The organism is Burkholderia sp. GbtcB21, assembly GCF_019091065.1.
GTDB classification, from domain to species: domain Bacteria; phylum Pseudomonadota; class Gammaproteobacteria; order Burkholderiales; family Burkholderiaceae; genus Burkholderia; species Burkholderia pyrrocinia_C.
Map to the genome: position 1 here is coordinate 180,538 of NZ_JAGXKA010000013.1, position 26,944 is coordinate 207,481.

20 protein-coding genes and 1 pseudogene are annotated in these 26,944 nt (G+C 68.2%); 12 read left to right on the plus strand and 9 right to left on the minus strand.

Annotated elements, in window-relative coordinates; genetic code table 11:
* The first annotated feature begins 2 nt into the window (after nt 1-2).
* From xylB to KVT39_RS26310, 6 genes and pseudogenes are all read left to right on the plus strand, one after another.
* A complete protein-coding gene (xylB, locus tag KVT39_RS26285) occupies nt 3-1,493 on the plus strand; it encodes a xylulokinase (protein ID WP_217590540.1) in 1,491 nt (496 codons plus the stop codon).
* 90 nt (nt 1,494-1,583) lie between these two features.
* Entirely contained in the window at nt 1,584-2,612 is a 1,029-nt protein-coding gene (gene xylF / locus KVT39_RS26290) for a D-xylose ABC transporter substrate-binding protein (RefSeq protein WP_217590541.1), read from the plus strand.
* 60 nt (nt 2,613-2,672) lie between these two features.
* Nucleotides 2,673-4,232, plus strand: a complete 1,560-nt coding sequence (xylG, locus tag KVT39_RS26295) for a D-xylose ABC transporter ATP-binding protein (RefSeq protein ID WP_217590542.1) — start codon at nt 2,673-2,675, stop codon at nt 4,230-4,232.
* Complete coding sequence (locus KVT39_RS26300) at nt 4,229-5,431, plus strand: sugar ABC transporter permease (RefSeq protein ID WP_217590543.1); 1,203 nt, start codon at nt 4,229-4,231, stop codon at nt 5,429-5,431. Before xylG ends, KVT39_RS26300 begins: the two co-directional genes overlap by 4 nt.
* 35 nt (nt 5,432-5,466) lie before the next feature.
* The gene (locus KVT39_RS26305; RefSeq protein WP_217590544.1) at nt 5,467-5,796 is read left to right on the plus strand and encodes a hypothetical protein; all 330 of its coding nucleotides are present in this window, start codon (nt 5,467-5,469) and stop codon (nt 5,794-5,796) included.
* A pseudogene (locus KVT39_RS26310) lies at nt 5,797-6,012 on the plus strand (ArsB/NhaD family transporter); the annotation flags it as partial.
* Nucleotides 6,013-6,042: 30 nt separating this feature from the next.
* Here KVT39_RS26310 and KVT39_RS26315 read toward each other — a convergent pair.
* Both KVT39_RS26315 and KVT39_RS26320 read right to left on the minus strand, forming a co-directional pair.
* Nucleotides 6,043-8,148, minus strand: coding sequence for a TonB-dependent siderophore receptor (locus KVT39_RS26315; protein WP_217590545.1), 2,106 nt, complete (start codon nt 8,146-8,148; stop codon nt 6,043-6,045).
* A 680-nt stretch (nt 8,149-8,828) separates the two neighbouring features.
* A complete protein-coding gene (locus tag KVT39_RS26320; RefSeq protein WP_034182412.1) occupies nt 8,829-9,530 on the minus strand; it encodes a FadR/GntR family transcriptional regulator in 702 nt (233 codons plus the stop codon).
* Nucleotides 9,531-9,763: 233 nt separating this feature from the next.
* Between KVT39_RS26320 and KVT39_RS26325 the strand changes: the two genes are divergently transcribed.
* From KVT39_RS26325 to KVT39_RS26350, 6 genes are all read left to right on the plus strand, one after another.
* A complete protein-coding gene (locus tag KVT39_RS26325; RefSeq protein ID WP_217590546.1) occupies nt 9,764-11,308 on the plus strand; it encodes a sugar ABC transporter ATP-binding protein in 1,545 nt (514 codons plus the stop codon).
* Nucleotides 11,301-12,332: an ABC transporter permease gene (locus tag KVT39_RS26330; protein ID WP_034182410.1), complete on the plus strand. Its 1,032-nt coding sequence runs from the start codon at nt 11,301-11,303 to the stop codon at nt 12,330-12,332. The genes KVT39_RS26325 and KVT39_RS26330 overlap by 8 nt, the downstream gene beginning before the upstream one ends.
* A 38-nt stretch (nt 12,333-12,370) precedes the next feature.
* Nucleotides 12,371-13,318 carry an ABC transporter substrate-binding protein gene (locus KVT39_RS26335; RefSeq protein WP_175749198.1) on the plus strand — a complete coding sequence of 316 codons (948 nt, stop codon included), beginning with the start codon at nt 12,371-12,373 and terminating at the stop codon, nt 13,316-13,318.
* 73 nt (nt 13,319-13,391) lie between these two features.
* A complete protein-coding gene (locus KVT39_RS26340; protein ID WP_217590547.1) occupies nt 13,392-14,408 on the plus strand; it encodes an aldo/keto reductase in 1,017 nt (338 codons plus the stop codon).
* Nucleotides 14,405-15,280, plus strand: coding sequence for an amidohydrolase (locus KVT39_RS26345; protein WP_217590548.1), 876 nt, complete (start codon nt 14,405-14,407; stop codon nt 15,278-15,280). The genes KVT39_RS26340 and KVT39_RS26345 overlap by 4 nt, the downstream gene beginning before the upstream one ends.
* 22 nt (nt 15,281-15,302) lie before the next feature.
* Complete coding sequence (locus tag KVT39_RS26350) at nt 15,303-16,313, plus strand: zinc-binding alcohol dehydrogenase family protein (RefSeq protein ID WP_175749195.1); 1,011 nt, start codon at nt 15,303-15,305, stop codon at nt 16,311-16,313.
* A 115-nt stretch (nt 16,314-16,428) separates the two neighbouring features.
* On the opposite strand, the gene KVT39_RS26355 is transcribed toward KVT39_RS26350, so the two are convergent.
* The 7 genes from KVT39_RS26355 to KVT39_RS26385 form a co-directional block, all read right to left on the minus strand.
* The gene (locus tag KVT39_RS26355) at nt 16,429-18,387 is read right to left on the minus strand and encodes a phosphatase PAP2 family protein (protein ID WP_217590549.1); all 1,959 of its coding nucleotides are present in this window, start codon (nt 18,385-18,387) and stop codon (nt 16,429-16,431) included.
* 189 nt (nt 18,388-18,576) lie between these two features.
* Nucleotides 18,577-20,163: a methyl-accepting chemotaxis protein gene (locus KVT39_RS26360; protein WP_175749309.1), complete on the minus strand. Its 1,587-nt coding sequence runs from the start codon at nt 20,161-20,163 to the stop codon at nt 18,577-18,579.
* Between the two features lie 362 nt (nt 20,164-20,525).
* Nucleotides 20,526-22,037, minus strand: a complete 1,512-nt coding sequence (locus KVT39_RS26365; protein WP_217590550.1) for a sensor domain-containing diguanylate cyclase — start codon at nt 22,035-22,037, stop codon at nt 20,526-20,528.
* A gap of 162 nt (nt 22,038-22,199) precedes the next feature.
* On the minus strand, nt 22,200-23,180 hold the full coding sequence (locus KVT39_RS26370) for a M14 family metallopeptidase (RefSeq protein WP_217590551.1): 981 nt from the start codon (nt 23,178-23,180) through the stop codon (nt 22,200-22,202).
* A 43-nt stretch (nt 23,181-23,223) separates the two neighbouring features.
* Nucleotides 23,224-24,696: an NAD-dependent succinate-semialdehyde dehydrogenase gene (locus KVT39_RS26375; RefSeq protein ID WP_217590552.1), complete on the minus strand. Its 1,473-nt coding sequence runs from the start codon at nt 24,694-24,696 to the stop codon at nt 23,224-23,226.
* Between the two features lie 88 nt (nt 24,697-24,784).
* On the minus strand, nt 24,785-25,276 hold the full coding sequence (locus KVT39_RS26380) for an Lrp/AsnC family transcriptional regulator (RefSeq protein WP_034182400.1): 492 nt from the start codon (nt 25,274-25,276) through the stop codon (nt 24,785-24,787).
* A 108-nt stretch (nt 25,277-25,384) separates the two neighbouring features.
* Nucleotides 25,385-26,785, minus strand: coding sequence for an aspartate aminotransferase family protein (locus tag KVT39_RS26385; RefSeq protein WP_217590553.1), 1,401 nt, complete (start codon nt 26,783-26,785; stop codon nt 25,385-25,387).
* Nucleotides 26,786-26,944: the final 159 nt, after the last annotated feature.

Consider the following 26,944-nt stretch of genomic DNA (forward strand, 5'->3'; position numbering starts at 1 on the left):
CCATGTATATCGGACTCGATCTTGGCACGTCGGGCGTGAAGGCCGTGCTGCTCGACCGCGACGGTGCGGTGCGAGCCAGCGCGAGCCGGCCGCTGTCGGTGAGCCGGCCGCGGCCGTGCTGGTCCGAACAGGCGCCGCTCGACTGGTGGGACGCGGCATGCGGCGCGCTGGCGGCGCTCGTCGCCGACGCGCGTGCGGCCGGCATCGATCCGCACGACATCGGCGCGCTCGGCCTGACCGGGCAGATGCACGGCGCGACGCTGCTCGATGCGCACGGCGACGTGCTGCGCCCCGCGATCCTGTGGAACGACGGCCGCGCCGATGCCGAGTGCGCGGAGCTCGAGCGGCTCGCGCCCTCGCTGCGCGCCGTCGCCGGCAACCTCGCGATGCCCGGCTTCACCGCGCCGAAGCTGCTGTGGGTGCGCCGTCACGAGCCGGACGTGTTCGCACGGATCGCACACGTGCTGTTGCCGAAGGATTATCTGCGCTACCGGCTGACCGGTGCATTCGCAACCGATCCGTCGGATGCCGCCGGCACGCTGTGGCTCGATGTCGCGAAGCGCGATTACGACGACACGCTGCTCGCCGCGTGCGGGCTGTCGCGCGAACAGATGCCCGCGGTGTTCGAGGGCAACCGCATCACCGGCACGCTGCTGCCGGCCGTCGCGCGCACGCTGGGGCTGCGCGAGATCCCGGTCGTCGCGGGCGGCGGCGACAACGCGGCCGGCGCGGTGGGCGTCGGCATCGTGCGGCCCGGTGACGCGCTGCTGTCGCTCGGCACGTCGGGCGTTTATTTCGCGGTGTCGGACGGTTTCCGCGCGAATCCCGAATCGGCGGTCCACAGCTTCTGTCATGCATTGCCGCATACCTGGCACCTGATGTCGGTGATGCTGAATGCGGCCGGCTGCATCGATTTCACCGCGCAGCTGGCCGGCTACGACGGCGTGGCCGCGCTGCTCGCCGACGCCGAGGCGAACGCGCGCCGTGACCGCCCGTGGTTCCTGCCTTATCTGAGCGGCGAGCGCACGCCTCACAACGACGTAAATGCGAAGGGCGTGTTCTACGGGTTGACACCCGACACGCAGCGCGCGGATCTCGCGAACGCGACGCTCGAGGGTGTCGGCTTCGCGCTGCTCGACGGAATCGACGCGCTGCATGCGGCCGGGCTCGCGCCCGACGGCATCACGGTGATCGGCGGCGGCTCGCGCAGCGCGTACTGGACGCAGATGCTCGCCGACCTGAGCGGCCGCGCGCTGACGCTGCGCGCGGGCGGCGAAGTCGGCCCGGCGCTCGGCGCCGCGCGGCTCGCGCATCTTGCGCTCGAACCGGATGCGCCGCTCGACGCGGTGTGCCCGCAGCCGCCGGTGGTGGCCGTGCGCGAGCCCGACATGGCGCGCCACGCGTGGTATCGCGACGCGCGGCGGCCGACGTTTCGCGCGCTGTATCGCGCACTCGAACCGGTGTTTTCGGCAGGCGCGGGTCGTACCGCATAACGCCGTGCCGTGTGGTGGCCAGACAAAGGGCGGCGCGTTTCGGCGGCCGCCCGGCGTTCATGGGGTTGTCCAATAAAGAGGAGTGGAGACATGAAATCCGTAACGCGTCGTACCGTATTGAGTGCGCTGGCAGGCGCCGCCACGTTGGCGGCTCTCACGCTTGGCGCGCCGCTCGCGCATGCGAGCAAGGACAAGCCGGAAATCGGCTTCTGCATCGACGACCTGCGCGTCGAGCGCTGGTCGCGCGACCGCGACTATTTCGTGGCCGCCGCCACGCAGCTCGGCGCGAAAGTGTCCGTGCAGTCCGCGGACGCGAGCGAGGCGCGGCAGATCTCGCAGATCGAGAACCTGATCTCGCGCGGCGTGGACGTGATCGTGATCGTGCCGTTCAATTCGAAGACGCTCGGCAACGTCGTCGCCGAAGCGCGCAAGGCGGGCATCAAGGTGGTGTCGTACGACCGGCTGATTCTCGACGCCGACGTCGATGCCTACATCTCGTTCGACAACCAGAAGGTGGGCGAGCTGCAGGCGCAGGGCATCTACGACGCGAAGCCGAAGGGCAACTATTTCCTGCTCGGCGGCGCGCCGACCGACAACAACGCGAAGATGCTGCGCGAAGGACAGCTGAAGGTGCTGAAGCCGGCGATCGACCGCGGCGACATCAAGGTGGTCGGCCAGCAGTGGGTGCCGGAGTGGAGCGCGTCGACCGCGCTGCGGATCGTCGAGGATGCGCTGACCGCGAACAACAACAAGATCGATGCGATCGTCGCATCGAACGACGGCACCGCGGGCGGCGCGATCCAGGCGCTCGCCGCGCAGCATCTGGCCGGCAAGGTGCCGGTGTCCGGGCAGGATGCGGACCTCGCGGCGGTCAAGCGCGTGATCGCCGGCACGCAGACGATGACCGTCTACAAGCCGCTGAAGCTGATCGCGAGCGAAGCGGCGAAGCTCGCGGTGGATCTCGCGAAGGGCACGAAACCCGCGTTCAACGCGCAATACGACAACGGCAAGAAGAAGGTCGACACGGTGCTGCTGCAGCCGACGCTGTTGACCAAGCGCAACGTCGACATCGTCGTGAAGGACGGCTTCTATACCCAGGCGCAGCTGGCGAGCCAGTAACGGCGCGGCGCGCGGACGGCCCACCGGTGCGTCCGCGCGCATACTGCGAGGCATGAGCGAATGACCGAACCCTTGCTGACGATGCGCGGCATCGTCAAGGATTTCGACGGCGTGAAGGCGCTCGACGGCATCGACCTGACGGTGCGGCCGGGCGAGTGCGTGGGGCTGTGCGGCGAGAACGGCGCGGGCAAATCGACCTTGATGAAGGTGCTGTCGGGTGTTTATCCGCACGGCACGTGGGACGGCGAGATCCGCTGGGAAGGCGCGCCGCTCGTCGCGTCCGGCGTGCGCGACACCGAGCGCGCGGGCATCGTGATCATCCATCAGGAACTGATGCTCGTGCCCGAACTGTCGGTGGCCGAGAACATCTTCCTCGGCAACGAGATCACGCTGCCGGGCGGCCGCATGCACTACGCGGCGATGGTCCAGCGCGCCGAGGAGCTGCTGCACGAGCTGCGGATCGACTCGATCAACGTCGCGCAGCCGGTGATGAACTACGGCGGCGGCCACCAGCAGCTGATCGAGATCGCGAAGGCGCTGAACAAGCGCGCGAAGCTGCTGATTCTCGACGAGCCTTCGTCGTCGCTGAGCGCTTCCGAAACGCGCATCCTGCTCGACATCGTGCGCGACCTGAAGCGCCGCGGTGTCGCGTGCGTGTATATCTCGCACAAGCTCGTCGAGGTCGAGGCCGTGTGCGACACGGTGTCCGTGATCCGCGACGGCCGCCATGTCGCGACCGAGCCGATGCGCACGCTGACGACCGACCGGATCATTTCGATGATGGTCGGCCGCGAGATCCGCGACCTGTATCCGCGCGAGCCGCACGAGATCGGCGACGTCGTGCTGGAAGCGCGGCACGTGACCTGCCGCGACGTGACGAACACGCGCCGCAAGCGGGTCGACGACGTGTCGTTCTGCGTGCGGCGCGGCGAGATCCTCGGCGTCGCCGGGCTGGTCGGCGCGGGCCGCACCGAGCTGATGCAGGCCATCTTCGGCGCGTATCCGGGCGCGTGCACGGCGACCGTGCTGATGAACGGCCGGCCGCTCACGATCCGCTCGCCGGCCGACGCGATCCGCGCCGGCATCGCGATGGTGCCCGAGGATCGCAAGCGCCACGGCATCGTGCCGCAGCTCGGCGTCGGCCACAACATCACGCTGGCGGTGCTGCGGCGCTTCGCGGCGCGCGGGCGGATCGACGCGGCCGCGGAGCTGGACGCGATCCGCACCGAGATGCAGCGGCTGTCGGTGCGCGCCGCGCACCCGTTCCTGCCGATCTCGAGCCTGTCCGGCGGCAACCAGCAGAAGGCCGTGCTCGCCAAGATGCTGCTGGCCGAGCCGCAGGTGCTGATTCTCGACGAGCCGACGCGCGGCGTCGACGTGGGCGCGAAGGCCGAGATCTACCGGCTCGTGTTCGCGCTCGCGAAGCGCGGCGTCGCGTTGATCGTCGTGTCGTCGGAAATGCCCGAGGTGCTCGGGCTTGCCGACCGCGTGCTGGTGATCGGCGAAGGCGAGCTGCGCGGCGATTTCGTCAACGACGGCCTCACGCAGGAACAGATCCTCGGCGCCGCGCTGAAGCCCGCGCGGCGTCCGACCGAACCCACCGTATCGAGTGCGATATGAATTCCGAACTTTCTTCCTCTACTCCGGCGGCGCCGGACGCCGACGCGCGCGGCCGTCCAACCGGCCGTCCGCTTCGCCAGGTCTTCGTGCGCTACAAGATCCTCGCGCTGCTGTTCGCGGTCGTCGCGATCTGGGCGTTTTTCTCGGTGCTGACCGACGGCGCGTTCGTCACGCCGCGCAACGTGTCGAACCTGCTGCGGCAGATGTCGATCACCGGCATGCTCGCGTGCGGGATGGTGTTCGTGATCATCGCGGGCGAGATCGACCTGTCGGTCGGTTCGCTGCTCGGGCTGCTCGGCGGCGTCGCGGCGATCCTCGACGTGAACCGCCACTGGCCGGTCGCCGCGACGGTGCCGGCCGTGCTCGCGCTCGGCGTGCTGATCGGGCTCTTCAACGGCTGGTGGTCGACCTACCGGCGCGTGCCGTCGTTCATCGTCGGGCTGGGCGGGATGCTCGCGTTTCGCGGGATTCTGCTCGGCGTGACGGGCGGCTCGACGATCGCGCCGGTGTCGGACGGCTTCGTGTTCCTCGGGCAGGGCTATCTGCCGCGCGTGGCCGGCGACGGCCTCGCGCTGCTGCTGTTCGCGCTCGTCGTGCTGCTGGTCGTGCGGCAGCGCGGCACGCGGCGCCGCTACCGGCTCGCGGTCGCGCCGCTGTGGCAGGACGTCGTGAAGATCGCGGGCGCGGGCGCAGTGCTGCTCGCGTTCGTCGCGACGCTCGACCGCTACGGCGGCATTCCGGTGCCGGTGCTGCTGCTGCTCGCGCTGCTCGGCATCTTTTCGTGGATCGCGACGCAGACCGTGTTCGGCCGGCGCATCTACGCGGTCGGCTCGAATCTCGAGGCGACGCGGCTGTCGGGCGTCGATACGGATCGCGTGAAGCTCGCGATCTTCGCGCTGATGGGGCTGATGTGCGCGTTCGCCGGCATCGTGAACACCGCGCGGCTCGCGGCCGGCTCGCCGTCCGCGGGCTCGATGGGCGAACTCGACGCGATCGCCGCGTGCTTCATCGGCGGCACGTCGATGCGCGGCGGGTCGGGCACCGTCTACGGCGCGCTGATCGGCGCGCTCGTGATGGCGAGCCTCGACAACGGCATGTCGATGCTGGACGTCGACGCGTACTGGCAGATGATCGTCAAGGGCGCGGTGCTGGTGCTGGCGGTGTGGATCGACGTGGTGTCGCGCTCGAACCGGCGCTGACGCGGCGCCCGGCCGCCGGTCAACGAGAGGACGACATGAAACGGAACCCGGTTCCCATGCCCGGTGTCTCCGCGCTGGCGGCTGCGCCGCTCGCGAAGCCGGACGTCGAACAGCACTACGGGCCGGTGCTCGGTCTGGACGATCCGCGCGACCGCCGCGTCATCACGGATGCGCTGCGCGCGCTGCTGCGCGAGCGCTCCGAAGCGCTCGCGTTCGCGATGCGCATCGCGGACGAGCGCAACCAGCCGAGGCCCGATCCGAACGATTTCGCGCTGACCGACATCATTCGGCTGGCGCGTGTCGTCGAGCGCGCGGAGCGATGCGGCGACGCCATGCGCGAGGCCGCGCCGGTCGGCGCGCGCTGACACAGCCCGCAAACGGTGATCGACGCGATACTCATCGGCGTCGACCTGGGCCCGAACCTGTCCGTCACCGGATCGCTCGCGACGATTCTGTGGCTCGCGGCGATCCGGCGCGAAGGGCAGCGGGTCGGCTTCGGCGAGTTTCTCGCAGTCGGTGCGTGCGTGATGTTGCCGGCGTTGCTGCTCGCGCTGGCCGCGCGGCTTGCGCTCGGCGCCTGACGCGCGACCCTCGCCAGTCGACCGAATCGACTAGAACGAGTAGGAGAGCGACGCGAACAGGCTGCGCGGCGCGCCCGGTGTGACCCACAGGCTGTTGTACGAGCTGACGTAGGTCGTGCGGTTGAACAGGTTGTTCAGCACGACCGACGCGCGCAGGTGCTTGTCGACCTGCACATAGCCGTTCAGCTGCACGGTCGCATAGGCCGGCAGCTCGAAGCCGTCCTGCGTGTTCGCGGTGTTGCCGGCGCGGCGCCCGACATAGATCAAGCCCGTGCCGATGCCGGCCTTGTCCGCGAACGGCAGCGCGGTTTCGTACATGAGCAGCGCGCTGCCGCTCAGCTTCGGAATGTCGACGAGGCGCGCGCCGGGCGTCAGCACGGCATCGTGCGTGACCTCGGCATCGACGTACGCAAGGTTGACGATGCCGCGCAAGCCGTGGCCCAGGTCGCCGTTCCATTCGAATTCGACGCCGCGGCTGCGCACCTCGCCGGCCGCGCGCGAGAAGCCGGCGTTTGCCGGATCGGCGGTCAGCACGTTGCGCTTGTTGACGTAGAACGCCGCGACCGTCGCGAGCCAGCGCGTGCCGGCCCATTTCGCGCCGGCTTCGTAGCCGTGCCCCTTCTCCGGGTCGAACGCGCGGCCGTTGGCATCGGCGCCGTTGTTCGGCCGGAACGAATACGCGGTGTTCGCATACAGCGACAGCGCGGGGCTCATTTCGTACACGACGCCGAGGCGCGGACTCAACGCGGTCTGCAACTGGCTGCTCGTCACGCCCTTCAGGCGGTTCTCGATCGACTGGTGGAAGCGATCCCAGCGCAGCCCGGCGAGGATTTTCCAGTGCGGCCCGAACGCGAGCGTGTCCTGCGCGTAGGCGCCTTGCCCGTCGTCGCGCTCGAGCAGGTTGGTCGCGGTGCGCAGCGCGGGCGTCGGCTGGCCGTAGACCGGATCGAAGATGTCGATCGCATACGGCGCGGCGGCGCTCGGCGTCGAGCGCGCGACGAACTGGTCGTAGTTGAAGCGATACGCATCGACGCCCATCACGAGCGTGTGGCCGATGCCGCCGGTGCGGAACTTGCCGGTCGTTTCGAGGCGGCCTTGCAGGTCGTTCGAGTGAAACGCGACTTGCCGGTAGCGGCGCCACAGCGTGCGCCCGTCCGGCTGCAGCGCGAACGCTTCGGACGAGCGGCCGGACAGGTCGGTGTCGCGCTGCGCGAAGCCGGCATTGATCGACCAGTTCGCATCGACGCGATGCTCGAGCGTGAACTGGTGGCCCGTGTTGCGCACGTCGTAGTCGCCGTCGCGCGGCTCGCCGAGGAAGCGCGATGCCGGAATCGCGCCGAGCTGCCCGTTGACCGCGACCACGCCGCGATCGAGCGGCGCGCGCTGGCGCACGCTTTCGAACTCGTAGTGGAGCGTCGTGTCCGCGCCGATGTCCCACGTGAACGACGGTGCGAACAGGTAGCGTTTGCTCGACACCGTATCGCGGAAGCTGCCGTTGTTCTCGTTCATCGCGACGAAGCGGTACGCGAGCGATTTCGTGACGGGCCCGGTCGAATCGAGCGTCTGGCGCAACGCGCCGTAGCTGCCGGCCGATACGCCGATGGTGTTCGAGCGCGCGAACTGCGGCTGTTTGGTCGTGTAGCTGATGAGGCCGCCCGGATCGCCGCGGCCGTACAGCGCGGACGCAGGCCCCTTGAGCACTTCCATGCGCTCGAGGTTGGCGGTGTCGCGCGGCACGCTGATCCCGCGATTCCACGAGAAGCCGTTGACGAGGTAGTCGGTGCCGGACGTGTTGCCGTCGCCGGCAAACCCGCGCACCGCGTAGTTGTCCCACAGGCCGCCGAAGTTGTTCTGCCGCGCAACGCCCGCGACCCAGTCGTACAGGTCTTCGCCGCGCGTGGCGGCGACGGTCTGGGCCAGTTTCGCGTCGACGCTGCTGACCGCGAACGGGATTTCCATCACGTCCGTCTCGGTGCGCGTCGCGCTCGTCGATTCGGGCGCGCGAAACGGCGCGGTCGCGCGCTGCCCCGAGACCTCGATGGCGGGCAGCGACAACTCCTGCGCATCGGCGGCGCTCAGGCCGGCCGTGCCGACGACGATGGCCATCGGTGCGGCCGCCCAGTTCTTCCTGCTCATACCCCGTCCTTTGATGTGGTCTGCGTCCGGGCATGGCGGATGGCCTCGCGCCGACGTCGGTGTTCCAAACAGTACATTCGCGCCGAAATTTAATGCAAATGAGAGGCATTTGCAATCGTAAGTTGGTGGTGTTGCTGCGGGGGATGCGAAGCGGCCGGAAACGGGGCAGCGACCGTAGGCGCTTGTGCGGCCATTGGTGCTTGTAAATGCCGAATTGCGGGAATTTAGTTAGATCTGGGCGAGACGTGAAGCGCTGGGGCGGCGGCGTTTTGTGCCGGAAATGTGCGGCGAGAATCGGGTAAATGTGGATCGAATCGGCCGAATGGCGGCATTTTGGATGTTTGACAAATATCTCCCGGAAGCTGCCGTGCAGCCCGACCAGTCGTGCCGACGATCATATCCAGGAAAAAACGTCGGGTGACGTGTCGGCAAGACGCCGTTGCCCGGGGCGCGTCACCTGTAAACGTTGCGTCGCGGATAGCGACGGGTAAGCGCAAGGAAAATGATAAAAGCCCGAAATGCGTGACAGGCCGGAGAATGGATTGTGATGTTTCGCGGAATGACTTACTGAAATCCCTCTATAAAGGATTTGATTTAATGTCGGACCGGGGGTTTACACACGGTGCCGCGCGACGCGTTGCGCGAAGGGCGACAAGGGCGCGAAGGCGCCCGTATGCCGCTTAATCCGGGTCGGATTTCAGGCCACCGTCGATCCATCGCGCTTCGGACGCGCGAAGATGCGCGCGGATGGCCGTCTGGGCCGCAATCGGGTCGCCGGCCTGCAACGCGTGGAGTATGTCCTCGTGCTCCCGCACGGCGACGGTCCAGGTCTGAGGATTCTCCGCGTGGCCGCGCATGGCCGCGGCGATCGGGTCGTGGCGGCTGTCGAACAGCTCGCCGACGAAGCGGGTGAGCACCGAATTGCCGGCGGCTTCCGCGATCAGCATGTGGAACTGCCGGTCGGCTTCGACGGGCGATTTGCCGGCCTCCGCGAGCCGCTTCATGCGCTGCACCGTGCGGCGCAGGCGATCGAGCATCGCGGCCGTCATCCGCGCCGCGGCCAGCGCGGCGACGCTGCCTTCGATGGCCGCGCGCGCCTGCATCAGTTCCGACGGGCTGTCGCCGAGCGTGCCCATCGTGCCGACGTCGTCGGCCGCCGTGTCGCGCACATAAACGCCGGAGCCCATCCGGATCTCGATCTGGCCGCCGATTTCCAGCGCGATCAGCGCCTCGCGAAGCGACGGACGCGATACGCCGAGCGTCAGCGCCAGCTCGCGCTCGGGCGGCAGGCGTTCGCCGACCGCGAATTCGCCCTGACGAATCAACGCGACGATCTGGGCCGCGACCGATTGGTAAAGCCGCTTGGGTTCTGTCGATTTCATCCGATGGATCTTGGTCAATGCGCTTTCCGCGCAAGCGCGCGTCGCAAAGTCTATCACGCTCGCCGTGTCGCCCTGAACGGCAGCCCGTTCGTGCGGATGTGCGGGTTTTCACTATTGGTAAGAGCGGATTGAGATATATAAATTGGCTTGACCAAAAGTGGCTGGATTGATGTAATTCATCGAAATTGGACTGACCAGACGAAAGCCAGGTCGGCCCTTCCCAAGGAGACGCAATGGCAATGCCTCGCAATCTGCCCGGTCAGGCCGCACAGCACGAAGCGGACCGGGAGATCCTGCGCCTGGAGGGGATTCGCAAGCGCTTCCCGGGCGTCCTCGCGCTCGACGGGATTCGCCTCGACCTGCGCCGCGGCGAGGTGCATGCGGTGTGCGGCGAAAACGGCGCGGGCAAGTCCACGCTGATGAAGATCATCAGCGGTCAGTACCTGCCCGACGAGGGCGTCGTCCACTATCGCGGCGCGCCGGTGCGGTTTCGTTCGGCCTCCGAAGCGCAGGCGGCCGGCATCGCGATCATCCACCAGGAACTCAATCTCGTGCCGCACCTGAGCGTGGCGGAGAACCTGTACCTCGCGCGCGAGCCGCGGCGCGGGCCGTTCGTCGACACGAAACGGCTCAATGCGGATGCGGCACGCTGCATCGCGCGGATCGGCCTGAACGTCGCACCGACGACGAAGGTCGGCGTGCTGTCCATCGCGCAGCAACAGATGGTCGAAATCGCGAAGGCGCTGTCGCACGACGCGCGCGTGCTGATCATGGACGAGCCGACGTCGTCGCTGACGGAGTCGGAAACGGTGCAGCTGTTTCGCATCATCGAGGAACTGCGTGCCGACGGCGTGGCGATCCTGTACATCTCGCACCGGCTCGACGAAATGGCGCAGATCGTCGATCGCGTGACCGTGCTGCGCGACGGGCGCCACATCTCGACCGACGATTTCGCCGACGTGAGCATCGACGAAATCGTCGCGCGCATGGTCGGGCGGACGCTCGACGACGCGTATCCGGCGCGGCAGTCGACCCCGACCGGCGAAGTGCTGCTCGACGTGCGGGAACTGCGCCGCGACGGCGTGTTCGGGCCGGTGTCGTTCATGCTTCGCAAGGGCGAGATCCTGGGCTTTGCCGGACTGATGGGCGCCGGGCGCACCGAAGTCGCGCGCGCGATCTTCGGCGCAGACCGCCCGGACGGCGGCACGATCGCGCTGCACGGCCGGCCCGTGACGATCCGCTCGCCGCGCGAGGCGATCCACCACGGCATCGCGTATCTGTCGGAGGACCGCAAGAAGGAGGGGCTTGCGCTGCCGATGCCCGTCGCGGCGAACCTCACGCTCGCGAACGTGCGCGGCATCGCGTCGCGCCTGGGCTTCCTGCGCTTCGACGACGAGCTCGACGTGGCGCGGCGCTACGTGCAGGACCTCGCGATTCGCACGCCGTCGGTGCAGCAGGTCGTGCGCAACCTGTCCGGCGGCAACCAGCAGAAGGTCGTCATCGGCAAATGGCTGTACCGCGGCTCGAAGATCCTGTTCTTCGACGAGCCGACGCGCGGCATCGACGTGGGCGCGAAATTCGCGATCTACGGGCTGATGGACCGGCTCGCCGCCGACGGCGTCGGCGTGGTGCTGATCAGTTCGGAGCTGCCGGAGCTGCTCGGCATGACCGACCGGATCGCCGTTTTTCACGAAGGTCGATTGACCGCGTTTCTCGACACCCAACACACCAGTCAGGAGGAGATCATGCACTATGCGTCGGGGCGTCCCCATGCTTGAAATGACATCGGATCGAAGCCAGGCCGACGAACGGGCGGCGCGACAGCGGCGGCGCGACCTTATCCAGAAGTTCGCGGCGCTGGGCAGCCTGGTCGTGCTCGTGTTCGCGTTCTCCGTCTCGAGCGCGGCGTTCTTCTCGGTCGACAACCTGATGACCGTCGGCCTGCAGGTGACCTCCATTGCGTATCTCGGCGTGGCCGCCACCTGCGTGATCATCACCGGCGGCATCGACCTGTCGGTCGGCTCGGTACTCGCGCTGGCCGGCGTCTCGTCCGCGCTGCTGGTCAAGGCGGGCGTGCCGGTGCCGGCGGCCATGGCGGCCGGGATCCTGGTCGGCGCGCTGTGCGGGTTCGTCAACGGCATCTGCGTGACGCGCATGGGCCTGCCGCCGTTCATCGCGACGCTCGGCATGATGCTCGTCGCGCGCGGCATCGCGCTCCAGATCACGGGCGCGCGGCCGGTATCGGATCTCGGCGACGCGTTCGGCGCGCTGGGCAACGGTGCGCTGCTGCGCATCTCGCGCATCGGCGCGGACGGGTTCCCCGACACGACGTTCCCCGGCATTCCGTATCCGGTCGTGATCATGGTCGTGCTGTTCGTCGTGGTTTCCGTGCTGCTGTCGAGAACGTCGCTCGGCCGCCATATCTACGCGGTCGGGTCGAACGCGGAGGCGGCGCGGCTGTCGGGCGTGAACGTACAGGGCGTGAAGCTCTTCACCTACGTGCTGTCCGGCGCGCTCGCCGGCGTGACCGGCTGCGTGCTGATGTCGCGGCTCGTCACCGGGCAGCCGAACGAGGGCGTCATGTACGAGCTCGACGCCATCGCCAGCTCGGTCATCGGCGGCACGTCGCTGATGGGTGGCGTCGGCACGATTTCCGGCACGGCGATCGGCGCGTTCGTGATCGGCGTGCTGCGCAACGGCCTGAACATGAACGGCGTGTCGAGCTTCATCCAGCAAATCATCATCGGCGTCGTGATCCTGGGCACGGTCTGGATCGACCAGTTGCGCAATCGCCGGCACTGACCGGCAGCAGTTCCCACCAACGAGAAGCGGAGCGAGACATGAACAAATCCATCCTGCTGGCAGCATCGGCATGCCTGTTCGCGGCATGCAACAGCGGTGCGTACGCGGCGGGCGGCGAGATCGCCGTGATCGTCAAGACGGTCAACTCGAACTACTGGCAGAACGTGCAGAAAGGCGCGAAGGCAGCGCTCGACGGCGCCAAGGGCTATACGATGACGTTCCAGGGCCCCGCGGCCGAGTCCGACATCAGCGGGCAGGTCAACATGGTCGACAACGCGGTCACGCGTCATGTGGCGGGCATCGTGCTCGCACCGTCCGATCCCGATGCGCTCGTGCCCGCGATCAAGAAGGCGTGGGAAGCGCACATTCCGGTCGTGCTGATCGACTCGGCGATCTCGGACGCCGGCAAGCCGTATTACCAGGCGTTCCTGTCGACCGACAACGAGAAGGCGGGCGCGCTGTGCGCGAAGGCGCTGATCGACCGCGTCGGGCAGTCCGGCAAGATCGCGATCATGTCGTACGTGCCGGGCGCGGGTTCCGAAGTCAGCCGCGTCGGCGGGTTCCGCAAGTACATCGCGAGCCATTCGAAGCTGCAGATCGTCGGCCCGTACTACTCGCAGTCGCAAATGGCGAACGCGCTGAACCAGACGACCGACGTGCTGTCGGCGAACCCCGACCTGAAGGGCATCTTCGGCGCGAACGAGCCGACCGCGGTCGGGATGGGCCGCGCGCTGAAGCAGTCGGGCAAGGCGGGCAAGGTGGTGGCGATCGGGTTCGACGGCAACGAGGATCTGCAGGGCTTCGTGCGCGACGGCACGGTGCAGGCGATCGCCGTGCAGGGTTCGTGGCAGATGGGGAACCAGGGCGTGCGCACGGCGCTCGACGTCGTCGAACGCAAGCCGGCGCCGAAGCTGATCGATACCGGCGTCGTGATGGTCGACAAGCAGAACCTCGATTCGGAGGCGGCCAGGAACGTCCTGTACTGAGCGGCCGCGCAAGCCGCCCGCGCGCGGGCGGCGATTGCGCGCCGCGCCTCTTTCCCGCATCCAGTCACCACTCATGAACGCAAACGAAATGCGCGCATTGCCGCGCAGCGGGCTGACGGTGTCCGCGCTCGGCCTCGGCTGCTCGCAGCTCGGCGGCCTCTATCGCCCGATGTCGGCCGCCGATGCCGATTCGCTCGTCGAAGCCGCGTGGGCCGCCGGCCTGCGCTACTTCGACACCGCGCCGTATTACGGCTACACGCTGTCCGAGCGGCGCGTGGGCGCGGGGCTCGCCCCGCGCGAGCGCGGCGCGTTCACGCTCAGCACGAAGGTCGGGCGCCTGATGCGCGCCGACGCGAGCGTGCGCCCCGGCGACGACGGCTGGGCCGAGCCGTTGCCGTTCCGGCCCGTCTACGACTACAGCTACGACGGCATCATGCGGTCGCACGACGACAGCCGGCAGCGGCTCGGGCTCGCGCGGATCGACATCCTGTACGTGCACGACATCGGCGCTATGACGCACGGCGATCGTCACGCGCACTACTGGGAACAGCTGACCCGCGGCGGCGGGTTTCGCGCGCTGGACGCGCTGCGTGCGGGCGGCGAGATCGGCGGGTTCGGCCTCGGCGTGAACGAATGGGAAGTCGCCGCCGATGCGCTGAACGAAGCCGCGCTCGATGCCGTGCTGCTGGCCGGCCGCTACACGCTGCTCGAACAGACGGCGCTCGAACCGTTGCTCGACGCGTGCGGCCGCGCGGGGACGGGCATCGTGGTCGGCGGCGTGTTCAATTCCGGCGTGCTGGCCGGCAACGGCAAGTTCAACTATGCGGATGCAAGCGCCGACGTGATCGACAAGGCCGCGCGGCTCGGCGCGCTGTGCAAGCGCTTCGACGTCCCGCTGCCCGCTGCCGCGCTGCAGTTTCCGTTCGGCCATCCGGCGGTCGTGTCGTGCGTGGTCGGCGCGCGCAGCGTGGCCCAGCTGCAACAGAACCTCGAATGGTTCGAGCGCCCCGTGCCGGCCGAACTGTGGGCCGCGCTGCGCGACGAAGGGCTGATCGCGGCGCGCGCACCGGTGCCGGGAGCGCGCGCATGACGGCACGCATCGACGCCCATCAGCACTACTGGCGGATCGGCGCGCGGGCCGGCTGCTGGCCGCCGGCCGAACTCGACGCGATACACCGCGATTTCGGCCCCGCCGATCTGGCGCCGCTGCTCGACGCGGCGCGCATCGACCGCACCGTGCTCGTGCAATCGCTGCCGAGCGACGCCGACACGCGCTTCCTGCTCGATCTCGCGGACGACACCCCGACGGTCGGCGCGGTGGTCGGCTGGGTCGACCTGAAGGCCGCCGACGCGCCGGCGCGGATCGCGGCCTTTGCGGCGGCGCCGAAAGCGCGCGGGTTGCGCCCGATGCTGCAGGATCTGCCCGACGATGCGTGGATCGACGATCCGGTGCTGGATCGCGCGGTCGCCGCGATGCTCGAGCATGCGCTGCGTTTCGACGCGCTGGTGATGCCGCGCCATCTCGATGCGCTGCATGCGTTCGCGCGGCGCCACCCGGATCTGCAGATCGTGATCGACCACGGCGCGAAGCCGTTCATCGAGCGCGGCGAGCTGCAGCCGTGGCTGTCGGCGATGTGCCGCCTCGCGAGCCTGCCGAACCTGCACTGCAAGCTGTCCGGCCTGTGGACCGAGGCCGGGCCGCCGGCCGGCGCGGACGCCGTGCGAGCGCGCACGCGGCCTTATGTGCATGCACTGGCCGACCTGTTCGGGCCGGCGCGACTGATGTGGGGCAGCGACTGGCCGGTGCTGCGGGTCGCGTCGGCGTGCGGCGGCTACGGCGACTGGCTGGCCGCGTGCGAGGACGACTGCGCGCAGTTGCTCGGCTCTGCGGCGCTTGCCGACCTGTTCGGCGGCAACGCGCGCCGCTTCTACCGGATCGACGCCGCGCGCGGCGGCGCATGACCCCGATCGACAGGAATCCGACATGCTCAGCGTGATTTGCGAATCCCCCGGCGTGCTGCGCGTGCAGCATCGCGAACTGCCCGTGCGCGGCAGCGGCGAAGTGTTGTTGCGCGTGCAACGCGTCGGCATCTGCGGCACCGACCTGCACATCTTTACCGGCACCCAGCCGTATCTCGAGTATCCGCGCGTGATGGGCCATGAACTGTCCGCCGTCGTGGTCGAGGCGGAACCCGAGTCGGGGCTCGGCGCCGGCGATGCGGTGTACGTGATGCCGTATCTGTCGTGCGGGCACTGCGTGGCATGCCGTCACGGCAACACCAACTGCTGCGTGAACATCAAGGTGCTCGGCGTGCATCGCGACGGCGCGCTGGCCGAATACCTCAGCGTGCCCGCGCAGTTCGTTCACAAGGCCGACGGCATTTCGCTCGACCAGGCGGCGATGCTCGAATTCCTCGCGATCGGCGCGCATGCGGTGCGGCGCGCGGCGGTCCGCCCCGGGCAGCGGGCGCTGGTCGTCGGCGCCGGGCCGATCGGCATGGCCGCGATGATCTTCGCGAAGCTGCGCGGCGCCGACGTGACGTGCCTCGACACGCGGGCCGACCGCCTGGCGTTTTGCCGGCAGCACCTGGGTGTCGACGCGGCGGTGGAGGTCGGGCCGGACGACGCGGCGCGCCTCGCGGCGCTGACGGACGGCGAGTATTTCGATGCGGTGTTCGACGCGACCGGCAACCTCGATGCGATGAATCGCGGTTTCGAATTCGTCGCGCACGGCGGCAAATACACGCTGATCTCGATCGTGCGCGGGCACGTCGCGTTCTCGGATCCCGAATTCCACAAGCGGGAAACTACCTTGCTTGCGAGCCGCAATGCGACGGCCGAGGATTTCGCGACCGTGCTCGACGCGATGCGCGCGGGGCGCATTCCCGACCGCGCGCTGAACACGCACCGGATGCGGCTCGAGGACGTGCCGGATGCGCTGCCGCGTCTGCTGGACGCGGGGCAGACCGTCGTGAAGGCGCTCGTCGAATGCTGATCCGCCGCCCGTCGGGCGAAGCCGGCATGCGCGACGAACGGCCTGCCTCCGGCCGTTTCGCTTGACCGGCGCCGCCACGGGCGGCGCCGGTCCACGGATCGATGCCTGTTGGCGGTTATGACGCCGACAGCGTGATCGACACGCCCGTCGCCGTATAGACCGGCGTCGCCTTGAAGCCGTCGACCGTCACCGTCGAGAACTTCGCGGCGCCTGCTGCCGCGTCGATCAGCGCGATGGTGTCGCCGGCTTTCGGCGTATAGCCGTTCACGAACTTCACGTGCAGCGTGCCGCCCGCGACGGTGAACGCGCCGCCCACGCGCAGGCGGCCGCCGCCGTTGCCGTCGATGTCGAGTTCGAGCGTCGTGTTGTCGAGCTGTGTGTAGCGGGTCGCGATCGTCACGGGTGCGCCGGCCGCGATCCGGATGCCGCCGCCGGAACCGACATACACGTCGCCGTTGCCGAACGCCATCGTGGAAGCGGCGGCGAGCGTGCCGCCGCTGACCTGCGTGCCGCCCGTATAGCTGTTGTTGCCCGCCAGCGTCAGCGTGCCGCTGCCTTGCAGCGTCAGCTTGCCGGCGCCCGCGATGTCGTTGCGCCACAGGTCGGCGGCGTTGAGGCCGCCCTTCGACGCGTCCATCGCGACGGTCACGTTGCCGTTGAATGCACCGTAGCCGTCGGCGGCGGCGAACAGGTTCAGCCGGCCCCAGCCTTCCGCATCGTCCATCACCGGATAGCCGGACGGCAGTTCGGTGGTCTTCAGCACGACGCGCCGCTGGTCGGCGCCCAGGTACGGGAAGCGCGTCTGCAGCAGGATCTCCGCGCCCTTCGGCACGACCGGCGGCGCGCCGGTCGCGTCGATCGCGCCGAAGCCGTACGTCATGCGGCGCGTGAACGCCGCCTTGTTCGTCGCGTAGTCGGCGAACCGGTCGGTCGCCGTCGTGCCCGAGCGCGCGAATGCCGGGAAGGTCGCATCGGTGGTGCCGGTGAGCTGCTGCAGCGTCTGGTGCGCCTGGCCGTAAGCGGCCTGCGCGTCGCTCGCGTACGCGGCGAGATTGGCCGCGCTGACGGCCAGCGCGAGCATGCGGCCGCCGATCACGTCGAGCGGCGAGTGCATGCCGGCGAGGATCCGGTTCTCGCCGAGCTCGAGGCCGCGGCCGACCATTTCCTGGAAGCGCTCGGGCACGAGCCACGCCATCGTCACCGCATCGCGCATCGCTTCGGCCTGGTGGCCGCTGATGAAGCCGCCGTCGGTCGCCGGCGTCGTGCTTTCCGCGGGCACGAGCGTGGGCGCGACGACGACGCTCGAGCTCCAGCGATACGGCCGCGCATACTTGTAGAAGCGTTTCGCGGGTTCGGTCGACGCGTTGTTGCCCATTTCGTTGAGCAGGTCGACGACTTTCCCGAAACTCGCGTTGCCGCTGCTGCCGACGCCGACGTTGTTGCCGCTGTCGTTGTACAGCACGGTCGTGGCGTCGGCCGGCACGCTGGTGATGCTGGTCGTCTGCTGGGCCGCGGTGCGCCATGCCGCGGTGAGCGGCCCCATGCCGTCGGTCACGCTGTAGCCCTTGCCGCGCCGGTCGTCGTAATAGGCGGCGTCGGCTTGCTGCGGCGTGCGCGCGGTGGTCGCGTTGACCACGTATTGCACGTTCGCCGACAGCACCGCGTCGTTCAGGCTCGTGCCGCACGGCGTGCCGTTGCCGGGCAGCCCCGTGCAGGCGGAAGGCGAGATGGCCGGAAACGCGCCGTTGGCCGGCGCGGTCACGCCCGCATCGACGAGCATCGTCGACGGCTGCCACAGGTCGAGGAAGCGGCTCACCACGCGCACGGCGGCGTTGGTCGACAGCGTTGCATAACGAGCGTCGCCGCGCTGGTTGGTCGCGACGTTGTCGACGAACGCGGGCACGCTCGGAACGGGCGCGCTGTCGACGAAGCCGGGGTCGGCCGGCGGTGCCGGGACCGCGGCGTTCGTCGAGCTCGTTGCGACGACATCGTCGCCGCCGCCGCAGGCGGCCAGTAGGATCGCGGTCGACAGCGCTGCGACGTGCAGCGGGAGACGGCTCGGTGACGCAAACATGCAAACTCCATCATGAGGGTAGAAGACGGAGCATTGTGGTGGCCGATCGTGACGCGATGGTTACGAAACCGCTTCACGTCATTCGGCGCGATCGAGAGCGTCCCGCTTTCGGCGGATGATGTTCAGTTTGTGTTCCTAAACGGGACGGATATCGAAAGCAAGATGAATGCCGGTAGCGGTGCGACGCGGCTACGCGTGCGATGTGCTCGCCTCCAGCCGGAACAGGGATACCGACTCGGAAAGCTGATTTCCCTGTTCCTCGAGCGACTTCGATGCGGCGGCGGCCTCTTCGACGAGCGCCGCATTCTGTTGCGTGACTTCATCCATTTGCGTGATGGCCAGGTTGACCTGCTCGATGCCGCGGCTCTGCTCGCTCGATGCCGCCGCGATCTCGCCCATGATGTCGGTCACGCGCGCCACCGCCTGCGTCACCTGGTCCATGGTGTCGCCCGCATTGTGCGCGAGCCGCGAGCCGTCCTGGATCTTCTGGACCGATTGCGTGATCAGTTGCCGGATTTCCTTCGCGGCAGACGATGAACGTTGCGCGAGACTTCTCACCTCGCTGGCTACCACCGCGAAGCCGCGGCCTTGTTCGCCCGCGCGTGCCGCTTCCACGGCCGCGTTGAGCGCGAGGATGTTCGTCTGGAACGCGATCCCTTCGATCATCCCGGTGATCTCGGCGATTTTCGTCGAGCTGTTGCTGATGTCCGTCATCGTTTCGACCACCAGGCCGACCGCGGTGCTGCCGCGCTGCGCGACTTCCGATGCGTTATTGGCCAGCGAGCTTGCCTGCTGCGCGTTGTCGGCGTTCAGTCGCACGGTGGACGTCAATTCTTCCATGCTGGATGCGGTTTCCTGCAGCGATGCGGCCTGCTGTTCCGTGCGCGACGACAGGTCCTGGTTGCCGGACGCGATTTCGCTCGCGCCCGTCGCGACGTTGCCGGACGCGATGCGGACCTGCGAAATCAGCCGCACCAGATTGGCCTGCATTTCGCGCATGGAAGCCAGCACGCTGCCGCGCGGCGCGTCGACGGTGGCGGACCCGGCGGCGAGGTCGCCGCCGGCGATGCGCTGCGCGATGTCGCTGAGCGTGGCCGGCTCCGTGCCGAGCGAACGGGTCAGCCCTCGAACGATGATGACGCCCGCCGCCACCGCGCCCGCGACGGCGGCGAGGCAGATGACGATGAGCAGCAACCGCCTCGACGCATAGCGGTCTTCCGACTCTTTCACCATCTGCAGGGAGCTTTCGCGTGTGTACAGCGCATAGGCCTGTGTTGCGTCGACCAGTTGCGCCAGAAGCGGTCGACATTGTTCGTTCATCATCGTGATGGCCTGATCGCGCCGGTTGTTCAGCGCGGCGTCGACGATCGCCCGCGCCACCGGGCCATACGTGGTTTCGATCTGGTTGATTTTCCGTACCAGCTCGCGCGCCTTGTCCGTCGCGTCGGTGCCTTCACCAACGGCGTTCCTGAGTTCGGCGAGCCGCGCGCTGACATCGCGGTCGGCCTGCAGTGCGGCTTCCTTCTCGATCTCCGTATCGCGTGGCGTTGTCACGAGCACCAGGTTGCGCGCCGCGATGGCGCGCCGATCGACGGCGACGCGTACTTTGTCCGTCAGGTCGGCGCGAGCGTTGAGGCCATTGACGTAATTCGCGAATACCTCGTTCGCGTTGCTGAGCGATACGATGCCGAGGAACGAAACGAGCAGCACCACGCATGCCAGAAGGCCAAATGTAAGGGTGAGTTTCGTGCGAACCGTTAGCTGTTTGCTATGCATCATTCAGGATCCGTTGCGTTGATGTTGGGTAGCGTTCCTTATTATCGGACTGGTTAAAAAAGTATTTAGGGTGCTTGAAAGGCGCAATCGTTTGCGGGGCGAGAAACTTCGAAATGGTCAAGAACGCACTGTTCGGAGCGTTCTCGCGAGAGGTTTTTACGTCAGACGTTATCGAGTGCGTGATTTCGGAAGCGACATGGTCGTGAAACTGTCACTATCCGCCTGGATGACCATGAGATTGTCGATCGACGCGGGTTCGCCAGCCCGGAATGGAAGGCGTTTCACGTTCCGCGCGCGAAACCGCCGGATTACCGGAACCGTCGAACGGCGGCAGCGGCACGATCGCGCGGCCGGCGAGCCGATTACGCAAGCGATCCCGAGTCGCCGCGGCACACGCGGTTTCTACCGTGGCGCTTCGCCGTATACAACGCGAGGTCTGCCTGATGCATGAGCGCGTCGATGGACGCCGGGCGTGCGCGATGCCCGGTCGCGTATCCGATGCTGACCGTGAAAGCCGGAACCGTCTCGGCGAATCCGGCGAGCCGGTTGCGTTCCACTTCCGCGCGAATGGCCTCGGCGACCTTCGCGGCGCCGCTTTCGTCCGTATCCGGCAGCACCGCGACGAACTCTTCGCCGCCGTAGCGCGCGGCGATGTCGGCGCGCCGCCGCGTGTGAGTCCGGATGCATTGGGCCAGGAACCTCAGTGCCGTGTCGCCCTGCGCATGCCCATATCGGTCGTTGTACTGCTTGAAGTGGTCGGCATCGATGAACAGCACCGACAGGCTGCCTTCATTGCTGCGCTGGAGTCGCTTCCATTCGTCGGCCAGCGCGACGTCGAGCGCACGGCGGTTGTGCAGGCCCGTCAGCGGATCGGTGCGGGTGAGGTCGGTCAGCAGCGTCTGCTTGCGGAGATTGTCCCGCAATGCGAATGCGAGCAGCCAGACGACGGCGCAAAAGAGCGCGCAGATGAACGACGCCGACACGCCGACCGACCATGACATGCGCGTGAAGCCGGCCAGCACGTCGCGCTTGGCAGGGGCGACGACGGCAATCAGCGGTGTACCGGGCACCCGCTGGAACGTATAGAGCCGCAAGGTTCCGTCGATGCGCGAGTAGGCCTCATAGAACCCCGAATCCTGGTTCAGCATGCGATCGAAGGTCTTCGATCGGCTCAGGCGAACCATCTGGTGTTCGCTCAGCGGCGGATTTCTGGCCAGGATGGTGCCGTCCGTGCGCAGGATCGCGCCGATGCCGTTCGGGCCGACGTTCAGTCGGGCAAGCAACTGATCGAAGTAGGCGATGTCGATGGCAACGATCGCGATCCCGTTGAACGCGTGGTCCGGACCTTCGACGCGCCGGGACAGCGCGATGGACTCCTTGCCGTTGCGCGAGCGCGCGCGATAGGCCTCGGATACGTAAAGGCCGACGTTCGCCGAGTCGCGATGGACCTTGAAGTAGTCGCGATCGCTGAAGTCCCAGTGGTGTGACGGGCCGCAGCACCCGTCTATCAGGAGGCCGTTTCGGTCCGTCACGCCCATGCCGGTCATGTATTGCGCGGCCGCGCGCTGGAACAGCAGATCGTGCCGCAGCCCGGCGTCCATATTCCGGACCTCCGGCTTGCCGAGATCGGATGCGAGTGCGCTCAGCGCGTTGTTGGACGTTTCGACGGTCCGCGCGATCTCGCTGACCAGCACGGCGGCGACGTTGCGCGAAGTCTCGTGCGCGTGTTCGACGACGCCACTTCTCATGGCCCACAGCGTCATCGCGCTGATGCTCAGCGCGGCGAGCGACATCAGTGTGCCGAGCGCGCCGACGACAAGATGGTTTCGTCCCGCCCAGTCGGCGATTTTCTCGATGGAAGTGGATGCGGACATGCTCGCGCTCGTAGGGAATGCCCGGTGCGATGACCGTGGCGCGCTCAAATCCGGGTTAACGGCAGGTATGCGAGGAAATGGAGGCCTGCATGCGAAGCGAATCGGCGCGGCGTTGCCGCAAAAGTGTGCGGCAGCCGCGCCGGTTGCGCTGAAGCCGATCCGTCAGGCGGGCGCGCCGGATTCGTCGACGAGCCGCCCGAGCCGGACGACGGTGACGCCGGGCCGCAATTGCCGCAGCGACGGCATCACGAGCACGCAGTCGGGATAGGGCGTCACGACCGCGACCTCGTTCGACCAGCCGATCACGGTGCCGGCGTCCGGGAAATGTTCGAGCCCGGTGTAGTCGCCCGCGAAACGAAACACGCCGTTCGTCGCGACCACGGGCTCCGTCACCTGCACGACGCGCATCGTGTCCGGCAGCGGCAGGAACCAGTCGGCGGGCAGGTCGTCACGCTCGACCACGCCGGACGCGACCAGGAAGCGGGCCGTGGTGTCGCGGGCGACGTCCACCGCGCGTGCTTCCCAGTGCTGCCCGCATTCGACCAGCATCGCGCATTTCGGGCTGCCCGGTTCGCCGAATCCCGCGTAATCGCGCATCCGCGTGCCTTCCGGGTGGCCTTCGTCGCGGATCACGGTGGCCGGCGCGCCGACCCGGCGCGCGAGCGCGACACCCTTGTCGAGCGGCCCCGCGACGATCAGCGGCGCACTGCGCTCATGCATCGAATGCAGGTCGAGCAGCCAGTCGGCCGCGTCGACGAACGGGCGCAGCGCGCGGGCGCGATCGAGTTCGACCGAACGGGCCGACGGATCGTCGAGCACGGCGGGCGTCCACACGCGGTTGAAATCCTGGTCGACGAAGCGTGCCGCGTCCGGCTGCGCGGGATTGAAGCGTGCGTAGGCCGCGACGTTCGCGAACGACAGCGTGAGCGTGCCGCGGCGCGGCCGCACGCCGAGCGCCAGCAGCGCGTCGACGACGATCGCGCCGCAGACTTCGTTGCCGTGCGTGAGCGCGTTGACCATCACGTTCGGGCCGGCCTCGCCGGATGCGAAGCGATAGACGTGCTCGACGCCGGTATTGCCCGCGCGGTGCGGCGCGAGGTCGGGAAACGAAACTTCGATCGGGTACGGAGTGAAAGCGGTCATGGCGGCGTACCGGGTAACGAAAACGTAAGGAAGGCGCGTGCGATCAGTCGAGCCCACCCTGGCACAGGTACTTGATCGACAGGTAGTCGTCGAGGCCGTAGCGCGAACCTTCGCGGCCGTAGCCCGATTCCTTCACGCCGCCGAACGGCGCGGCCTCGCTCGCGAGCGCGCCCTCGTTGATGCCGACGATGCCCGTTTCGAGCCGCGCCGCGACGCGCGCGATCCGCCGGACGTCTTGCGTGTAGAAATACGCGGCGAGCCCGAACGGCGTGTCGTTCGCGGCGCCGACGGCTTCGTCCTCGGTATCGAACGGAAACAGCGCGGCGACCGGCCCGAACGTCTCCTCGCAACCGAGCTGCATGCCGGCGGCCGCATCGGCGAGCACGGTCGGCGCGTAATAGTTCGGCCCCAGTTCGGGCAGGCGCCTGCCGCCCGTCAGCACGCGGGCGCCGCGCTCGAGCGCATCGTCGACATGGCGCGCGATCTTGTCGACCGCGCGGGCGTTGATCATCGGGCCGATCTGCGCGGCGGGGTCGGTCGCGGGCGCGACTTTCAGCGCACTGACCCGCGCGGCGAGCTTCGCGGCGAAGGCGTCGTAGATGCGGGCCTGCACGTACACGCGGTTCGGCGACACGCAGGTCTGGCCGCCGTTGCGGAACTTCGCGGCCATCAGCCCGTCGACCGCGGCGTCGAGTTCCGCATCGTCGAACACGATGAACGGCGCATTGCCGCCGAGCTCGAGCGACAGCTTCTTGAGCGTCGCGGCCGATTCGCGTGCGAGCAGCTTGCCGACGGGCGTCGATCCCGTAAACGTGATCTTGCGCACGCGGCCGTCGGCGAGCCAGTCGGCCACCGCGTCGATGCCGTGCTCGCGCGATGCGGCGATCACGTTCAGCACGCCGGGCGGCACGCCGGCTTCCTGCGCGAGGAACGCCAGCGCGAGCGCCGTGAGCGGCGTGTCCTCGGCCGGCTTCGCGACGACCGTGCAGCCGGCCGCGAGCGCGGGCGCGATCTTGCGCGCGATCATCGCGAGCGGGAAATTCCACGGCGTGATCGCGGCGACGACGCCGATCGGCTCCTTGACCGCAGTCAGCCGCTTGCCGCGCTGCTGTTGCGGAATCAGGTCGCCGTAGGTGCGGGTCGCTTCCTCGGCGAACCACAGCACGTACGACGCGCCATACGCGACTTCGCCGCGCGCTTCGGCGAGCGGCTTGCCCTGTTCGCGCGACATCAGTTTCGCGAGATCGTCGGTGTGCGCGACGATCGCCGCATGCCACGCGCGCAGGATCGCCGCGCGTTCGCGGGCCGGCGTCGCGCGCCACGCGGGCAGCGCGCGCACGGCTGCGTCGGTCGCGGCACGTGCGTCGGCGGCGCTGCTGTCGGGCACGTCGGCCACGCGGTCGAGCGTCGCCGGATCGGTGACCGTGAAGCGACTGCCGTCGAGTGCGTCGCGCCACGCGCCATCGATCAGGTTTGCACTGCGAACGAGTTCGGTGCGGGAGAGGGTAAGCGGCATGGTTGGTCCTTGAATGATGTCGGCTCGACGGCGGCAGGCGGGCGCGTCGCGACGACGCACGTACGGCGCGGCGGCCGCCTGCCGCTCGTCAGTGCCGTTCGCCGAACAGCGATTCGAGCGGATAGTGCCGCTTGACGAACGGCGACTTGATGATCACGTAGCTGAAATACTTCTCGATGCCGATGTTCTGCTCGAGCAGCCCTTCGACGATCGTCTGGTAGTGGCTCACGCTGCGCGTGACGAACTTGAGCAGATAGTCGTAGCCGCCGCTCGCGAGATGGCACTCGACGATCTCGTCGACATCGCGGATCGCCGCGACGAACCGGTCGAAATCCTCGCGCCGGTGGTCGGCGAGCGTGACCTCGGTAAACACCACCTGCACGTCGCCGAGCTTCTCGAGCTGGATGTGCGCGCCGTACCCGGCGATGTAGCCGGCTTTCTCGAGCCGCTTCACGCGGATCAGGCACGGGCTCGGCGACAGTCCGACCGCATCGGCCAGTTCGACGTTGGTCATGCGCCCGCGCTTTTGCAACTGGGAAAGAATGCGCAGGTCGATCCGGTCTAGCTTGCTGTCCGTCATGTTCGCGTGAGAAGGCAGAAATGGAATGTCCGGTTACTTTAGAGTCGAACGGTAGCCGCCACAAGTCCGGCTTTCCCTCGCCCGCTTCATGGCTGACTCATGCCCGACTCACGCCGGCTGCGCATGGGCGGCGTCGAGCGCGCGCTGCACGCCCGCGTCGGCCAGCACGTCGTCGAGCGTCTTGCGCACGCGCTCGAACATCAGGTCGAACTCGCCGGCCGTGAAGCTCAGCGCCGGCGCGAAACCGAGCACGCCGTCGCCGAACGCGCGGAACACGATGCCGTTCGCGTACGCGGCCGCCGTGATCCGGTCGGGCAGGTTCAGCGCCGGGTCGAAGCGCGTCTTGCGCGCCTTGTCGGCCACCAGCTCGAGCGCGCCGAGCAGGCCCGCCGAACGCGCCTCGCCGACCAGCGGGTGGTCGCGCAGCGCGGCAAGGCCCGCCGCGAAGCGCGGCGCCATCGCCTGGCCGTTCGCGAGCAGCCCGCCTTCGTGATAGAGCCTCAGCACCTCGAGGCCGATCGCGGCGCTGACCGGATGCGCGGAATACGTGTGGCCGTGCCCGACCACCGCGGACTCGGTGCGGCTGCCCGCGATCCCTTCATAGATTTCGTCGGACATCAGGACCGCGCCCATCGGCGCATAACCGGCCGTCAGGCCCTTCGCGACGGTCATCAGGTCCGGCTCGACGCGTTCGGTCTCGCACGCGAACAGCGGGCCGGTGCGGCCGAAGCCGGTGATCACCTCGTCGGCCACGAACAGGATGCCGATGCGCCGGCATGCGTCGCGCATCGCCTTCAGCCAGCCTGCCGGCGGCACGATCACGCCGCCGGAGCCTTGCACCGGCTCGCAGAAGAACGCGGCGACGTTGTCCGCGCCGAGTTCCGCGACCTTCGCTTCGAGCGCGGCGACGGACGCGGCGATCAGCGCCTGCGGATCGTCGCCGAGCGGGTGGCGATACGGGTAGGGCGACGGAATGTGGTGCTGGTCGGCGCGCGGCAGGTCGAAATGGCGGTGGAACGCGGGCAACGCGGTGAGCCCGGCGCCGATCGACGACGAGCCGTGATAACCGCGCTCGAGCGCGATCATGTGCTTCTTCGTCGGGCGGCCGGTCGCGTTGAAATAATGCGTGATGAAGCGCACCGCGGAATCGACGGCGTCCGAGCCGCCGAGCGTGAAGTACACGCGGTTCAGCGACGCGGGCGCGAGCGCGGCGAGCCGCTCGGCGAGCTCGATCGCGGGCTGCGACCCGAAATGGAAATAGCCGGTGGCATAGGGCAGCTTCGCCATCTGCTCGGCCGCCGCCTTCACGATGCTGTCGCGGCCGTAGCCGACGTTCACGCACCACAGGCCGGAAAATGCGTCGAGCAGCGTGTGGCCTTGCGCATCGCGCAGGAACACGCCGTCGGCGGAGTCGAGCACGGTGACGCCGCGCGCCTCGTGCGTGCGGTAATTGACGACCGGGTGGATCAGGTGTTGGCGATCGGCTTCGATCAGCGCGGAGTAGGTCATGGCAGGGCGGGACTCTCGTCGGGTGTCAGCGATGGAGTCATCCTAACGAGCGAGAAATGCGCGCGTGCCTTCAATTTGCCGGCTGAAACGTACGGGCGCGGCGTTTGCACGGCGCGCTTCGGCATTTTCTGCTGCGCCCGCGCGCCGGTGCGGATGAGC

Bases quoted from the DNA above. Each gene is read 5' to 3' on its own strand.
- xylB (WP_217590540.1), top strand. From the start codon at position 3: ATGTATATCGGACTCGATCTTGGCACGTCGGGCGTGAAGGCCGTGCTG.
- xylF (WP_217590541.1), top strand. From the start codon at position 1,584: ATGAAATCCGTAACGCGTCGTACCGTATTGAGTGCGCTGGCAGGCGCC.
- xylG (WP_217590542.1), top strand. From the start codon at position 2,673: ATGACCGAACCCTTGCTGACGATGCGCGGCATCGTCAAGGATTTCGAC.
- KVT39_RS26300 (WP_217590543.1), top strand. From the start codon at position 4,229: ATGAATTCCGAACTTTCTTCCTCTACTCCGGCGGCGCCGGACGCCGAC.
- KVT39_RS26305 (WP_217590544.1), top strand. From the start codon at position 5,467: ATGAAACGGAACCCGGTTCCCATGCCCGGTGTCTCCGCGCTGGCGGCT.
- KVT39_RS26315 (WP_217590545.1), bottom strand. From the start codon at position 8,148: ATGAGCAGGAAGAACTGGGCGGCCGCACCGATGGCCATCGTCGTCGGC.
- KVT39_RS26320 (WP_034182412.1), bottom strand. From the start codon at position 9,530: ATGAAATCGACAGAACCCAAGCGGCTTTACCAATCGGTCGCGGCCCAG.
- KVT39_RS26325 (WP_217590546.1), top strand. From the start codon at position 9,764: ATGGCAATGCCTCGCAATCTGCCCGGTCAGGCCGCACAGCACGAAGCG.
- KVT39_RS26330 (WP_034182410.1), top strand. From the start codon at position 11,301: ATGCTTGAAATGACATCGGATCGAAGCCAGGCCGACGAACGGGCGGCG.
- KVT39_RS26335 (WP_175749198.1), top strand. From the start codon at position 12,371: ATGAACAAATCCATCCTGCTGGCAGCATCGGCATGCCTGTTCGCGGCA.
- KVT39_RS26340 (WP_217590547.1), top strand. From the start codon at position 13,392: ATGAACGCAAACGAAATGCGCGCATTGCCGCGCAGCGGGCTGACGGTG.
- KVT39_RS26345 (WP_217590548.1), top strand. From the start codon at position 14,405: ATGACGGCACGCATCGACGCCCATCAGCACTACTGGCGGATCGGCGCG.
- KVT39_RS26350 (WP_175749195.1), top strand. From the start codon at position 15,303: ATGCTCAGCGTGATTTGCGAATCCCCCGGCGTGCTGCGCGTGCAGCAT.
- KVT39_RS26355 (WP_217590549.1), bottom strand. From the start codon at position 18,387: ATGTTTGCGTCACCGAGCCGTCTCCCGCTGCACGTCGCAGCGCTGTCG.
- KVT39_RS26360 (WP_175749309.1), bottom strand. From the start codon at position 20,163: ATGCATAGCAAACAGCTAACGGTTCGCACGAAACTCACCCTTACATTT.
- KVT39_RS26365 (WP_217590550.1), bottom strand. From the start codon at position 22,037: ATGTCCGCATCCACTTCCATCGAGAAAATCGCCGACTGGGCGGGACGA.
- KVT39_RS26370 (WP_217590551.1), bottom strand. From the start codon at position 23,180: ATGACCGCTTTCACTCCGTACCCGATCGAAGTTTCGTTTCCCGACCTC.
- KVT39_RS26375 (WP_217590552.1), bottom strand. From the start codon at position 24,696: ATGCCGCTTACCCTCTCCCGCACCGAACTCGTTCGCAGTGCAAACCTG.
- KVT39_RS26380 (WP_034182400.1), bottom strand. From the start codon at position 25,276: ATGACGGACAGCAAGCTAGACCGGATCGACCTGCGCATTCTTTCCCAG.
- KVT39_RS26385 (WP_217590553.1), bottom strand. From the start codon at position 26,785: ATGACCTACTCCGCGCTGATCGAAGCCGATCGCCAACACCTGATCCAC.